Annotated in this window: 15 protein-coding genes; 7 read left to right on the forward strand and 8 right to left on the reverse strand. The window is 55.5% G+C overall.

What is annotated here, in order from left to right:
* Both ACRXB1_RS18025 and ACRXB1_RS18030 read right to left on the reverse strand, forming a co-directional pair.
* Nucleotides 1-373: transposase (locus ACRXB1_RS18025; protein WP_449492746.1), on the reverse strand; the 373-nt coding region annotated here is incomplete at its 3' end.
* Nucleotides 374-996: 623 nt separating this feature from the next.
* Entirely contained in the window at nt 997-1,395 is a 399-nt protein-coding gene (locus tag ACRXB1_RS18030) for a YccF family protein (RefSeq protein WP_449492747.1), read from the reverse strand.
* Between the two features lie 314 nt (nt 1,396-1,709).
* Here ACRXB1_RS18030 and ACRXB1_RS18035 point away from each other — a divergent pair, with 314 nt between their 5' ends.
* From ACRXB1_RS18035 to cynS, 4 genes are all read left to right on the forward strand, one after another.
* Nucleotides 1,710-2,300, forward strand: a complete 591-nt coding sequence (locus tag ACRXB1_RS18035; protein WP_449492748.1) for a TetR family transcriptional regulator C-terminal domain-containing protein — start codon at nt 1,710-1,712, stop codon at nt 2,298-2,300.
* A 102-nt stretch (nt 2,301-2,402) separates the two neighbouring features.
* Nucleotides 2,403-3,131 carry a cysteine hydrolase family protein gene (locus ACRXB1_RS18040; protein WP_449492749.1) on the forward strand — a complete coding sequence of 243 codons (729 nt, stop codon included), beginning with the start codon at nt 2,403-2,405 and terminating at the stop codon, nt 3,129-3,131.
* A 28-nt stretch (nt 3,132-3,159) separates the two neighbouring features.
* Complete coding sequence (locus ACRXB1_RS18045; protein ID WP_449492750.1) at nt 3,160-3,792, forward strand: carbonic anhydrase; 633 nt, start codon at nt 3,160-3,162, stop codon at nt 3,790-3,792.
* Nucleotides 3,793-3,855: 63 nt separating this feature from the next.
* Nucleotides 3,856-4,326 (forward strand): cyanase, encoded by a 471-nt coding sequence (gene cynS, locus ACRXB1_RS18050; protein ID WP_449492751.1) that lies wholly within the window; start codon nt 3,856-3,858, stop codon nt 4,324-4,326.
* Between the two features lie 190 nt (nt 4,327-4,516).
* Here the strand turns inward: cynS and ACRXB1_RS18055 are convergent, their stop codons facing one another.
* From ACRXB1_RS18055 to ACRXB1_RS18070, 4 genes are all read right to left on the reverse strand, one after another.
* A complete protein-coding gene (locus ACRXB1_RS18055; RefSeq protein ID WP_449492752.1) occupies nt 4,517-5,308 on the reverse strand; it encodes an alpha/beta hydrolase in 792 nt (263 codons plus the stop codon).
* Between the two features lie 55 nt (nt 5,309-5,363).
* Nucleotides 5,364-6,521 carry an MFS transporter gene (locus ACRXB1_RS18060; RefSeq protein WP_449492753.1) on the reverse strand — a complete coding sequence of 386 codons (1,158 nt, stop codon included), beginning with the start codon at nt 6,519-6,521 and terminating at the stop codon, nt 5,364-5,366.
* A 185-nt stretch (nt 6,522-6,706) separates the two neighbouring features.
* Nucleotides 6,707-7,678, reverse strand: a complete 972-nt coding sequence (locus tag ACRXB1_RS18065) for an alpha/beta fold hydrolase (protein ID WP_449492754.1) — start codon at nt 7,676-7,678, stop codon at nt 6,707-6,709.
* A gap of 85 nt (nt 7,679-7,763) precedes the next feature.
* Nucleotides 7,764-8,432 carry a glutathione S-transferase family protein gene (locus ACRXB1_RS18070; protein ID WP_449492755.1) on the reverse strand — a complete coding sequence of 223 codons (669 nt, stop codon included), beginning with the start codon at nt 8,430-8,432 and terminating at the stop codon, nt 7,764-7,766.
* 324 nt (nt 8,433-8,756) lie between these two features.
* Here ACRXB1_RS18070 and ACRXB1_RS18075 point away from each other — a divergent pair, with 324 nt between their 5' ends.
* The gene (locus ACRXB1_RS18075) at nt 8,757-9,446 is read left to right on the forward strand and encodes a TetR/AcrR family transcriptional regulator (protein ID WP_449492756.1); all 690 of its coding nucleotides are present in this window, start codon (nt 8,757-8,759) and stop codon (nt 9,444-9,446) included.
* A 292-nt stretch (nt 9,447-9,738) separates the two neighbouring features.
* Here ACRXB1_RS18075 and ACRXB1_RS18080 read toward each other — a convergent pair whose 3' ends face one another.
* Nucleotides 9,739-10,488, reverse strand: coding sequence for an SDR family NAD(P)-dependent oxidoreductase (locus tag ACRXB1_RS18080; RefSeq protein WP_449492757.1), 750 nt, complete (start codon nt 10,486-10,488; stop codon nt 9,739-9,741).
* Nucleotides 10,489-10,704: 216 nt separating this feature from the next.
* Complete coding sequence (locus ACRXB1_RS18085; protein WP_449492758.1) at nt 10,705-11,460, reverse strand: glucose 1-dehydrogenase; 756 nt, start codon at nt 11,458-11,460, stop codon at nt 10,705-10,707.
* 108 nt (nt 11,461-11,568) lie between these two features.
* On the opposite strand from ACRXB1_RS18085, the gene ACRXB1_RS18090 reads away from it, so the two are divergent.
* The gene (locus ACRXB1_RS18090) at nt 11,569-11,745 is read left to right on the forward strand and encodes a helix-turn-helix domain-containing protein (RefSeq protein ID WP_449492759.1); all 177 of its coding nucleotides are present in this window, start codon (nt 11,569-11,571) and stop codon (nt 11,743-11,745) included.
* The coding region (locus ACRXB1_RS18095; RefSeq protein WP_449492760.1) for a substrate binding domain-containing protein at nt 11,742-12,192 on the forward strand (451 nt) is incomplete at its 3' end. The genes ACRXB1_RS18090 and ACRXB1_RS18095, both read left to right, overlap by 4 nt.

The raw sequence follows: 12,192 nt of genomic DNA on the forward strand, positions 1-12,192 counted from the left end.
CCTGCTTACCCAACTGCCCGCAGTATTGCCGCGCCACGCCCACCGAATGCTTTCCCTTCTTCGGAAAGCCCGTGTCGTCAATGATCCAGTACAGTCCGTTTGACGGATTCATGTGCGGCAATACCCAGCGCCGAACCTGTTCCATCAATGCGGCGTCAGACCATTCGGACTTTGAAACGAAATGATGCAGGGACTGGTGACGTGCACTCACGCGATGAGGTTCGAGATGGGCTGCCAGCGGCTCGACACTTTTACGCGCAATCGGCAGCATCAACCCTTGGCAATAGCCCACCAACCCGGCACGACGATCAATATGTCCAATTGTGTCGCATAGGTGCTCCAGGTACTCGTCGAACGATGTCTCCCAGTCCATCGCTTCCTCTTGTAAAGGATGAAGAAGCTCCTATAATGCCATGAATCTTATGACACAGTAGTACTACTTGGCAGGGTTGCATATTTTGGTAACGCCCCTAGCCGAACCGAAGCGAGATCCTCGGCGACGTGAGGGAATAGTCTTTACTTGGCTGCCCCGATCCTGTGTTGAGTCTCTTGCTGCCAGGATAAGCACCGAGGAATATGCCCGTTGAGTTGCCGGCAAAGCTTAAGGCGCTGCATACTGAAAGAGGCGCAAACACGGGCAGGAATCGGCCCGTGATTCTTTAACTGTCGAGCCTCATCGAGCGCGGGTTGGATGTTCGCGCAGATTGCTTTCGTGGTAGACGCGTGTGGGCGGAAGAGATTTGCACGCCTATGTAGCTCCTTTCTTAGGAGAAAAGTAGGGTTATCAGCGTGACACGATATCAACTAGATGACCTAGCTACCGATGCGCTTCCTTGCTGGAAGTTGAGCCCTCCAATGGCTTGCCGCCTCTCGACGCACCTTGAGCGGACGTATCTTAAGCGACGACCAGCGGCCTTCGCAGACGCCGCATGCGAATGCGGCGAGGCTCACGTCAGCTGAGAGCGTGGAGCGGACGACGTTGCTTGAACGAGCTGGCTACGCACCTGCCCGAAGATTGGCAACGCGTGCCTCGGCATTCATTTTGGATGCGACTAACGCCACCTCGAGCGGCACAACGGTTTTACCGATAGGCATCAAGGCCAGTCCGCCAAGCTTGAAATGCTGAATGCCGAAAGGGATGCCGATGATCGTGACGCAGCAGCCGGCACCATAAAGAGCATGTGACAGCGCCATGATCCATCCACCGGTGACAAGCCAAACAATATTCCCAAGTGTTCCAAGCGCGCCGGTCTCGACATCTTGCTTCAGGCTTAAGTCCTTTCGGGACATGACCATCTTACCGAATGGAGCCAGTGTGAGTTTGGCCATCACGAAACACGCGCGACCCCAAGGTATCCCAATGATCGAAATAAACGCGATACAGCCAAGAATCACCCATGCAAGGCTCGCAAAAAGTCCGCCCGCGATAATCCAAAAAATTCCCCAATGTGCGCACCAAATGTGTCCTCAGTTTTATGGCTTTTAAACCGCATAGCGGCCTACCTAGGTTTAACGGCGCATCTGAGAACAACTTTATAGGTGGCATAGGGCGGACGAGGGCGGCAACCGCAATCGGTGTTTATCGGAGGGCTTTTCTCGACCGCATAATCTCACACAAGATCATCTGCATCGAACCGCACTACGAGCTTGACAATTAATAGATGACCGACTATCTTGCTACATCGTCTCTTTAATTAGTGAAAGCCGTAATGCCAAGGCCTCCAAATCCCGAAGTACGTTCCCGGCTGTTGTCGATTGGCCGGGCGGTTGTTCACGAACACGGGTTCAACAACTCTGGCGTGCAGGAAATCACACAAGCCGCGGGAGTGCCCAAGGGCTCGTTCTACAATTATTTCGATAGCAAGGAGTCGTTTGCTGCGGAGATTCTTGAAGATTATTGGCAAGCTATCGAACTGCGGCACGGGCCCATTTTGTACGATGCCCGCCTCAAACCATTACTGCGTATCGAACGGTTTTTCGCAAGTTTAACGCAGGATCATCGCGAGCATGGGTTCGTACTTGGTTGCCTAATTGGCAACCTATCGCTTGAGCTCGCTAGCGATAGCGACGACACGCGCGGAAAACTAGCTGATGTGATTGGCCGGTGGGAAGGTGCGCTTGCAACATGCTTGCGTGAGGCGCAAGAGCGTCGCGAACTACATTCTGAGATGGATTCTCGTCAGCTCGCAGCAATCATCATTGAGGCTTATGAAGGGTCGGTGATGCGTGCGAAGGTGGAGCGAAGTGGCAAGGCGCTCGAGCGATTTGGAAAAGTCGTACTGCCGTTGTTGCTCCATTAAAAAATTTTAGCTAATTAATAGACGACTGGTCATATATAAATCAAGCCGACTCTCTCGAAGAGAGGCCGGTCCTTTCGCAGCAAACGAAACACAGAGGACGTCATGAGCGATTCAAGCCAAGCAGAGCAAGCTAACGCGAACTTTTATGCAGATCCGGTCAACCCGGCGCTGCCGCCTAGCGATTTCAAACTGGATCTATCACGAGCTGCGTTAGTGGTGGTCGATCCGCAGAACGACTTTTTGAGCCCCGCCGGCGCAAGCTGGGCCTTGTTCGGTGAAAGCATTGTGGAGAACAACACCGTATCCAACATTGGGCGCTTGTTGAAAGTATCCAAGGAAGTGGGCTTGACCGTGGCAGTTTCGCCGCACTACTACTATCCGCGCGACCACGAGTGGAAATTTGGTGGTCCCGTGGAGAAGGTCATGCACAAGCTCTGTATGTTCGACCGCAAAGGGCCGAACACGCTGAAAGGGTTTGAGGGCTCGGGTGCTGATTTCCTCGAGGAGTACAAGCCTTACATCCTCGACGGAAAGACGATCATTGCGTCACCGCACAAAATATACGGTCCAGAAACAAACGATCTAGCTCTCCAACTTCGAAAACACGGCGTCTCGCAGATCATTCTCGCGGGCATGGCCGCGAACCTGTGCATAGAGTCGCATCTGCGGGAGCTGATCGAGCAGGGTTTCGAAGTGGCTGTGGTGCGCGATGCAACTGCGGGTCCGCGTCTGCCTGAAGGTGACGGCTACCTTGCCGCCATTATCAACTACCGTTTTCTGGCACATGCCCTCTGGACCACCGACCACGCGGTCGAGCAACTGTCTCGCTGAGGTCTGGCTTGACCCAAGGAAAGCTGCCATGCGCAATGTCATAGAAGGCTTCTTGCGTTTCCAACAGGAAGAGTTTCCGAAGCGCGCGGCGCTTTTCAAACGTCTGGCCAGCAATCAGACGCCACAGGTTTTATTCATCGCATGCTCGGATAGCCGCGTGGTCCCGGAATTGCTAACGCAGCGCGGCCCAGGAGACTTGTTCGTGATTCGCAACGCCGGAAATATCGTCCCGTCGCACGGTGCAAGCCCAGGCGGAGTATCCGCTTCCGTCGAATACGCCGTGACCTCCCTCGGGGTTCGCGACATCGTAATTTGCGGACACTCTGATTGCGGAGCCATGTCTGCAATTGCCGCATGCACATGCCTAGACCATATGCCCGCCGTGGCGAACTGGTTGCGATATGCCGATGCAGCCAAGGTCATCAATGCAGCACAAACGCACGCTTCGCCGGCGCACCGGCTCCAAGCGTTGACCCGTCAAAACGTCGAGGCACAACTCGCCAACATCAAAACCCACCCCTGCGTCGCGCTGGCGCTGCAGCAAGGAACCTTGTCGCTTCACGGATGGGTGTTTGACATCGAGTCAGGACATATCGATGCACTCGATTCGCGCGACAACCGGTTCGTGTCGCTCGCCGAGCACCCCGAGATACACGCCTGACCAGGTGTTCAAAGCTAATCGGCAGCGGTCGATTAAAGCATTTTCATTCTCTAAGGAACCATCATGCGGCAATCACAAGTTTCCCCGGATGCACGTCTTGCATTGACCGACGTCATTTTGAAATCAAAGGCTCGTCTGGGGCTATCATTTGCGCAACTTGCAGAAGAGACAAACCTCAGCATCGTTTTTGTTACCGCCGCGCTGCTTGGACAGCATCCACTTCCGAAGGATGCTGCGCGGCTGGTGGGCAATCGCCTGAAACTTGAGCCAGACGCTATTGCATTACTTGAGAGCGTACCGTTGCGAGGAAGTTTAGCGGCGGGAGTGCCGACGGACCCGACGATATATCGCTTCTATGAAATGGTGCAAGTCTACGGGTCGACGCTGAAGGCGCTAGTCCATGAACAATTCGGGGATGGCATTATTAGCGCGGTCAATTTCAAACTTGACATCAAGACGGTCGAAGACCCGGAGGGCGGTTCGCGGGCAGTCATTACGCTCGACGGAAAGTTCCTTCCGTTCAAGCCGTTTTAGTTCACCACGTCTTAGCATTTCTGTTCGAGCGTGGTCTTCGATGCGCTTCGTTTGATAACGAAGCCCAATCGAACGAAAATGCGCCCGGCCAAATGGCGGAGCGAGCGAACGCTTGTTTTACGTTGGGCCAAATAACGGCACCGGTGGCGTCTCGCCGCTGAAAGGCCGAAGCGGTCGATTCGTCAAGATTTCAAAGGTTACCAGTCTTGGTAGCCGCATCAATGATGACATTTGCGACAGCATTGGGCTGCGTGATTAGCGCAACGTGACTGGCGCCTGGAATTACCGTCAGTTGAGCATTGAGTGCCTGCGCTTCAGCCTGTTGCAACTGTGGGGGAATGATTTGGTCCTGGTCTCCGTAGACCCACCATGACGGCTTCGACTTCCACGCTGCCACAGTGACTTTGTCATCGAGACAATGTGCAAAGAGTGGGCCTTGTGTAGCGGCGAGCACAGCGGCACTGTCTTTCGCAACGTCCGGCGCAAAGCTATTCAGATAGGTGTCAGTCGACAGGGTGAGATAGCCAGCTGAATTGACGATGAGACCGCTCTCCCACGCAGGCTTGGGAAAGGGACTTGTTAGGTCGTTGATCGACTGGTCATCACCGGGCGCAAACGCCGATACATAAACAAGCGCTGCTACCTTCGCATCGTTGCCCGCTTGCGTAATAACGGCGCCGCCATAGGAGTGTCCGACCAGAATGACGGGGCCGCTTTGTGCATCGACTGCTTGGGTGACAACGGCTGCATCGTCCGTCAGGGAAGTTCGTGGTAACTGCACCGCCACGACTTTCAGGCCACGTTTTTGCAATATCGAGATAATCGACGACCAGCTCGAACCGTCGGCCCAAGCGCCATGCACGAGCACCACGGTAGCGTTGGTGGAAGCGCTCGAACTGCCACATCCGTTAAGAATGCCTGCTGAGAATAGTAGTGACGCAGCGACAAGCGTGCTTGCGAATTTCTTTAGGTATTTGTACACGATAGCTCGAAGGGTGAAGGTTAAAGAAATGAGCGTGTGCCCGTCGGACACAGCGTTAGGCTGCCTTGGCAAAGGGCATAGCCCGTCGACTCGCGATGAGCAACTGAATGGCCAGCGTCACCAAAACAATTACCAATGCAAAAAGCGGCAGCTTTGACACCGGCGTGCCCGCGGCCAATGCAAATCCACCGAGAGCGGCGCCGACAGCACTGCCGAGATAGTGGGCCGAGCTATGCAATGCGACCGCAGTGCTCCCGTGCTCTGGTTGCAGGGACAACAGACGGTGCTGCTGCGGCGCTTGCGAACCCCACGCGGCGACTCCCCAAACGAAGAAGCACAGTAACGAAAGCGAGTGTTCCTTCAGCACCGACGAAAGTGCGATGAACGAAACGGCCATTGCCGTCAACATAACTGCCATCACCCACTCTGGGCGCCCCGTCTTATCGATGCAAATACCAACGAAATAGGTCCCAGCTAGGCCACCAAGACTCCACGCCCAGAGAAAAGGAACCACGTTGTGTGTACCTGCGGCCGTAAGGAACATCGGGGCGACGTAGGTGTACAAGCCAATCGACGCCACTGCCGTCAAGAACGACACCGTGACGGTCGCCGTGACCCGCCCATCGGCGAGGATGGCGATACGTTGCTTAAGCGATGGCGGCGGCGTAACGGGAACGTCGGGCAGGCGCAGGGCGATACCGATCAGCGCGGCGGCGCCAAGAGTGGTGACCATCCAGAGCGTCGCCCGCCAACCGACATGGGCAGCCAGCACCAAGCCGACAGGTACACCGACAGCCGTTCCCATCGCCAGACCACCAATAACTAGGCCAAGCGCTCGGCCCCGACGATCCGCCGGGACAAGCGCGGCGGCGGCGCTAACCGCGAGTGGCGTAAAGAGGCCCGCACCCATGCCGGCAATGGCTCTGGTAACAAGCAGCATAGGAAAGCTGCCCGAAAGCGCGCTGCAGGCGTTCGCGATGGCGAAGATGCCCAATGCAATTATCAAAACTCGCCGAACCGGTTTGCCAGCAGTCAGAGCGCCGAAGACCGGAGCGGAAAGCGCATAGAAGACGGTAAAAATGCTAACTGTTTGTCCTGCGCTCGAAGGCGACACGGCAAATGTTGAGCCGATTGAGGGCAGCAGTCCAGCCATGATGTAGGCATCAACGCCCAAGGCGAATACGCCGAGACACAAGAAAAAGATTCTGGACATGGCTGTGCAACCGCTTTGTGCGGTTGACCCGTTAGTCGCGACGACCCCTCAGCGGAATAATCCAGGTGCTGGACTTAAAGTCAGCGGGGCATAAGAAGTGCGAGCCCATACCGCAAGGTAATGCGGCATGGGACGCGGATGCTTTTAGGCGAAGCAAGGAAGCTATTACCAGCAGTCGAAGTTACTTATTTGGGTTGGTCCAAGAAGACAGTCACGTCTTTAAGAAACAGATCCGGATACTGATAAAGCGAGCCGTGATTTGAGTCCGGATAGATGATCAACTGGGCGTCCGGCAGATTCTGCTGGAGCGTGTAAGAGTTGATCGTGTAGTGGACGATGTCATTGCTGCCGGCGACCACAAGAACGGGTTGTTTAATCGCCTTCAGATATGCATTGGAGTCGCTAGCCGGTGCGCCCCACGCAGCAAAGGCTGCCACTTGAGCAGGCGCTACCTTGGCTCCAATCGCCGCATCACGATCCACTTTTCGCGTGTGGATTCGCGTGAGGAACGCGCGGCCGGCAGCTTGCGACGCATCTGATTGCGTGAAGAAAACATCCAACAGCAGGTCTTCTTGCGGCGTGCGCTTCTTCGCCAAAAATCCCTGGAATTCAGGTGTCAAAGTAGCCATGCCTGCGCCGCCTCGCGGTCCACTGCCCACCAGGACGACACGACGAACAAGATCGGGCTGCTCGGCGGTCACTTCCTGCGCCACAAGGCTTCCCATCGAGAATCCGAGCAAATCGGTCTTGGTAATTCCAAGTGCATGGATGAAGGCAATTGCTTGTTTCGCCATTGCTTCTATCGTGGTGGGCACATCGCCGCCCGAGCTGCCTACACCGGCGTTATCGAACATGATTACGTTGCGCTCACGCGCGAATCCATCGATGACCTTCGGGTCCCAGCTATCCAGGTTGCCGACGAAGTGCTGAAAAAACACTAGCGGTATGCCGTCACGTTTTCCGAATCGGCGATAAGCGATGCGCGTGCCATCCACATCAATGAACTGAGTGGGAACGGTTTGAAACGTGTAGGACGAGCTGCTCGCCGGCGCCGTCTTGGCAACCGAAGCGCTTGCAGGCGTCATATAAAACGCTGCCGCGAAAGCAGCCACGATGAGACTTAAGCGAAAGGCGGATGACTTGCTAAATTGCTTCATGATAGTTGTCCAGTGGAGGTGATATGGAAAGTCGACGAGGATCGAGCAGTCGTCATGCCCCGTACGAGCGGGGCGTGACGCGTTGTCAGGCGGGCAGCTCCATCACCTGGCCGCTGCGATTTTTCACGCTCGGCCGTTCCGAGACCTTCGCTTGCCATGCAGACAGCGCTGCGCAGTCATCCGGAATCGCGATACCAGCGGCACCGGCATGCATGAGCGCGGCATAGACGGTGATATCGGCCATCGAGAAATCATTGCCTGCCACGTAAGCTTGGTCCTTCAGCACACTGTCGAAGTACTTCATGCCCTGAACAAACTTCTGCAGATGACGCTCACCCCATTCCTTGCGGTGTGCCCACTCAGGGCTCTTATAGGCTTGCAGGCGTTCGCCTAAGCCAGGCGTCGCGTGGTGGAAGTAAATGCCTATCGCATCGATCATTTGATCGTCGGCGCGACGCTGCATCATGTGAATCACGGCCTTCTCTTTGGGCGTCTTGCCGGTCAGCACCGGATGTCCGTGGAGATTGTCGAGATATTCGGTGATTGCAACACCTTCAGAGATGAACGTGCCGTCGTCGAGCTCAAGCACGGGCACCGTGCCCGCGGGATTAATAGCAAGAAAGGCGCTTTGCTTGTGTTCCGCCGCGAAAAGGTCGACCTTGACGAATTCGATTTGCGAATCGATCTGTTTTTCTGCCAGGACGATGCGAATTCGAGCGGGATTGGGGAAACCTGGGGTGTCGTAGATTTTCATGATTGCGTCCGAAATGAGGGAGGGCTGCGTTTCAGGTAGGTATTCATTTACGCTACGTTTCGTTGCGTATCGTTATTTGATGACAAAGGATACGCTTCGTAGCGTGTCGTATGTAAATTATTTCGACTTATTTTTTCTTGAGCGGTTGACCGATGCTTGCAGCCCCTTTGCTGCATTGGCTTTGCGCCAACAAAGCGTCATCCGACAAGGGAGGCAGGGCCCAGCTTTTGAATCATGTCGTACGCTTCTGTCTAGATAAGATACGCTTCGTATCGTTCCTGATGTAAAATAGACGACGAAAATTGCTTGCCCAGAGGAAACACCATGAATGAACAGACAGTCCCCGTATCACGGGGCGGACGTCCCCGAAGCGAAATACTCCACCAGGCCATTCTTAAGGCAGCGCTTGACCTGGTTCTGGAGGTGGGATTTCGAGCAGTGAGCCTGGAAGCGATTGCGGCGAAATCGGGCGTCGGCAAAACGACGATCTACCGGAGATGGCCGAACAAGGGCGCGGTCGTAATGGAGGCTTTCATCGGGCAGTTGGGGCAGGCCTCGCGGTTTCCGGATGCCGAAACTTCAATGGAGCGCATGAGGCTGCAAATGCACATCACGGCCAAGGCTTTTAAGGGCCGTGTAGGCGCGCTCGTTCGGGCGCTTATGGCTGAAGCTCAGTTCGATCCTGAATTGGCGAAGGCATTTCGCGAAAATTGGATGCTGCCTCGACGCAAACTGGTTTCTGACGTACTGGAAGAGGCTATCAAGCAGGGAGAGATACGCGCTGATATCGATGTGGATGCTGCAATCGATATTCTCTACGCCCCGATGTACTACCGTTTGCAAATGGCGTCGGGGCCAATTTCGGAGGCGTTTGTGAACCAGGTCTTCGCGCAAGCTATGGAAGGCAATTTAAGGCGCCCGACCGTGACTGACCTTTCGGACTCTGAGTCGGTCGCCCTCGCAACGTCGAAACCTGTTACGCCGCGTAAAAGACGTCCCTCGTCGGCGATTTAGCCAGCGACGCTGATGCGATGGATATGACAAAACTACCGCAAGGGACGGCGGTCGCCGTAGTGATTAGTGTCGCCATCGGTGCGGTGTTCACCTTTTAAATGCAGCTACGTCTCAAGGCGAAACATGAGCTTCCGGCTGACGCTCGGCGGTCAGTGTCTGTCGATCATAGCTTTGATCGACAGCAGTGCCTCCTCTATTTTCTTGCCGTTCGTTTCAACCATATCGAGTTTGAAACCTACGGTTTTCAGCGCCGCTCGCAAGCTCTCTATAAATACTCGAGCAAACAGCCCTTTCAGACTTGACCCGCACCGCCATCGTCCATCAGATCCGAACCGGTCATATATGAACTCTGGTCGGACGCCAGGAAAAGTGCTGCGTTGGCCATTTCCTCAGCGCGTCCAAGCCTGCCGAGCGGAATCATTCCGAGGTACATGTTCACCAATCCCTCGCGTACTTCCGGCGTCGGCGCCTGGGCGTCGAGCATTGGGGTGTCGATTACGCCTGGACTGAGGGTATTGACGCGAATGCCGCGGTCCTTGAATTCCGCAGCCCAAGTGCGGGCATAAGACCGCATCGCCGCCTTGGTCGCCGCATACGCGGTATGGCCCGGAAAGCCTTTGACGTGCATCGCCGACGAAACCAAGACAATAGAGCCGCCTCGTGTCATCAGCGGCAGTAGCTTCTGGACCAAGAATACCGGTGCGCGAGCGTTGAGATTGAACGTCTTGTCGAAATGAGCGGGCGTGAGGGTGTCAATCGACGCTTGCTCCGTCAAACCTGCGCTCGACACGATGATGTCGAGAACACCTTTCTTCGCTTTCACGGCCGCGGTTACTTGGTCAAGATCGTCGAATTTCGTGACGTCGGCCTGCATAGCGGTGGCATTTGGCCCAAGCAACTCAGCGGCCTTTTTCACCTCGGCTTGCCGACGACCGAAAAGAAAAACATGGGCGCCTTCTGCAACGAACCTTTGTGCGATAGCTAAACCAATACCGGACGTGCCACCGCTAATAACTGCTACCTTGCCTGAGAGACTGGACATTGTGGACCCCAAAGTTCTGGTGAATGAAAGATAAAACCGACGAGACGAACCCACATTTGCTCAATGGATTCTCATGTAACGACGCAAATCCAGATTCGTCCGGGCAATGCGCAATTAGGCCACTGCCGCAGCGTTCACGAGCTGACGCGAGGGCGGTTGCCGTGCCTAGTCCGCGCGACCCGCCCGTCAATTTGCGCGGGTCTGAGAAGATTCAACCTATCGCGAACCGCCTGCAGCATCGATAAGCGAACCGGAAATCCAACCAGCTTCGCCCGAGGCGAGGAACGCGACGATTGTGGCGACGTCGCCCGGTTGTCCCGCACGGCCAAGCGGGGTTGCCGCGACCATCATTGCTTCGAAATCACCCTCTAGGCCAGCCGACTTAAAGCCTTCTGTCTTGACTGCGCCAGAGTTCACGGCGTTGACGCGAATATGCTTGGGGCCCAGCTCTTTTGCGAGAACCCGCGTAATCGAATTCACTGCACCCTTGGTGCCCGAGTAGACGACTGACGTCGGCGGTGTCAGCTCACCAACCACCGATCCGATGTTCACGATGCTTCCGCCTTCGAGCGGGAACAATGCCAGCGCGGCCTTGCTCGCGAAAAGGAGACCCGACACATTGGTGCTGAACATCGCTGTGATGCTTTCGCTAGTGACAGATTCCAGCGGCGCGAACGAGTAGATTCCTGCGTTGTTCACGAGAACGTCGAGCTTTCCGTATGTTTCTTTGGTCGCAGCAAACAACTTATCGATGTCAGCTTCAACGGCGACGTTGGCCTGAACGGCAATCGCTTTCCCGCCAGCCTTGACGATATCGCCCACAACTCGGTCGGCATCGACCTTGCTCGATGAATAGTTCACCACCACCGAAGCGCCCTGGGAAGCTAGTTCTTTGGCGATAGCGGCGCCGATACCTTTCGACGCGCCAGTAACGATGGCGACTTTATTTGCGAGCTTTTGCTGCTGTGACATGGTGAATCCTCTGTGAAAGAGCCAACGGAGTTGGCGTTGATTGAGCATCACCCCTTTATCGAACGTTGATAAGGCGCACAATCGAACTTTCTACTATTCATCCCAGACATGACCGACAGTATTTCGGCGTTGAAACTCTTCGTGCGTGTAGTTCGGACGGGGAGCATATCGAAAGCCGGACGTGAATTTTCGCTGTCGCAACCCTCCGCGTCACGTGCCATCGCAACGCTCGAGAAAGACGTGGGTGCCCCGCTGCTTATGCGTTCCACCCGTGCCGTGTCTTGACGGAGGCAGGCGCCGACTATCTGGCTCGCATCGAGCCTATCCTTGCCGCGCTTGATGAAGCCAACCAGGCTGTGCGTGGAGCCGACCAGCTCCAGGGAGAGCTGCGTGTGGCGTTGCCAGCAACATTTGCTACAAGGGAGGTCATACCGAACCTTCCAGCCTTCCTTAATAGGCATCCTGCACTGCGGATTAACCTTTTGATGGACGATGCCAGGCAGGATTTGCTTCGTGAAGGGGTCGATGTTGCCATTCGCTTCGGCACGCTTGCTGATTCGAGCGCAACGGCTCGGCTGCTATGCAGGAACAATAGGGTGATGGTCGCCTCGCCGGAATATCTAAGTCGCGCGGGCGTTCCCGATTCGCCGGCTGACCTTTCCGACCATCAAATAATAGTCGGGCCGTCCGCTAGCATGGCAAGCTGGTCTTTTGAACGCGATGGTCGAACGC

The sequence above is a fragment of the Caballeronia sp. M23-90 genome, assembly GCF_053574605.1.

Bases quoted from the DNA above. Each gene is read 5' to 3' on its own strand.
- ACRXB1_RS18035 (WP_449492748.1), top strand. From the start codon at position 1,710: ATGCCAAGGCCTCCAAATCCCGAAGTACGTTCCCGGCTGTTGTCGATT.
- ACRXB1_RS18040 (WP_449492749.1), top strand. From the start codon at position 2,403: ATGAGCGATTCAAGCCAAGCAGAGCAAGCTAACGCGAACTTTTATGCA.
- ACRXB1_RS18045 (WP_449492750.1), top strand. From the start codon at position 3,160: ATGCGCAATGTCATAGAAGGCTTCTTGCGTTTCCAACAGGAAGAGTTT.
- cynS (WP_449492751.1), top strand. From the start codon at position 3,856: ATGCGGCAATCACAAGTTTCCCCGGATGCACGTCTTGCATTGACCGAC.
- ACRXB1_RS18060 (WP_449492753.1), bottom strand. From the start codon at position 6,521: ATGTCCAGAATCTTTTTCTTGTGTCTCGGCGTATTCGCCTTGGGCGTT.
- ACRXB1_RS18065 (WP_449492754.1), bottom strand. From the start codon at position 7,678: ATGAAGCAATTTAGCAAGTCATCCGCCTTTCGCTTAAGTCTCATCGTG.
- ACRXB1_RS18070 (WP_449492755.1), bottom strand. From the start codon at position 8,432: ATGAAAATCTACGACACCCCAGGTTTCCCCAATCCCGCTCGAATTCGC.
- ACRXB1_RS18075 (WP_449492756.1), top strand. From the start codon at position 8,757: ATGAATGAACAGACAGTCCCCGTATCACGGGGCGGACGTCCCCGAAGC.
- ACRXB1_RS18080 (WP_449492757.1), bottom strand. From the start codon at position 10,488: ATGTCCAGTCTCTCAGGCAAGGTAGCAGTTATTAGCGGTGGCACGTCC.
- ACRXB1_RS18085 (WP_449492758.1), bottom strand. From the start codon at position 11,460: ATGTCACAGCAGCAAAAGCTCGCAAATAAAGTCGCCATCGTTACTGGC.
- ACRXB1_RS18090 (WP_449492759.1), top strand. From the start codon at position 11,569: ATGACCGACAGTATTTCGGCGTTGAAACTCTTCGTGCGTGTAGTTCGG.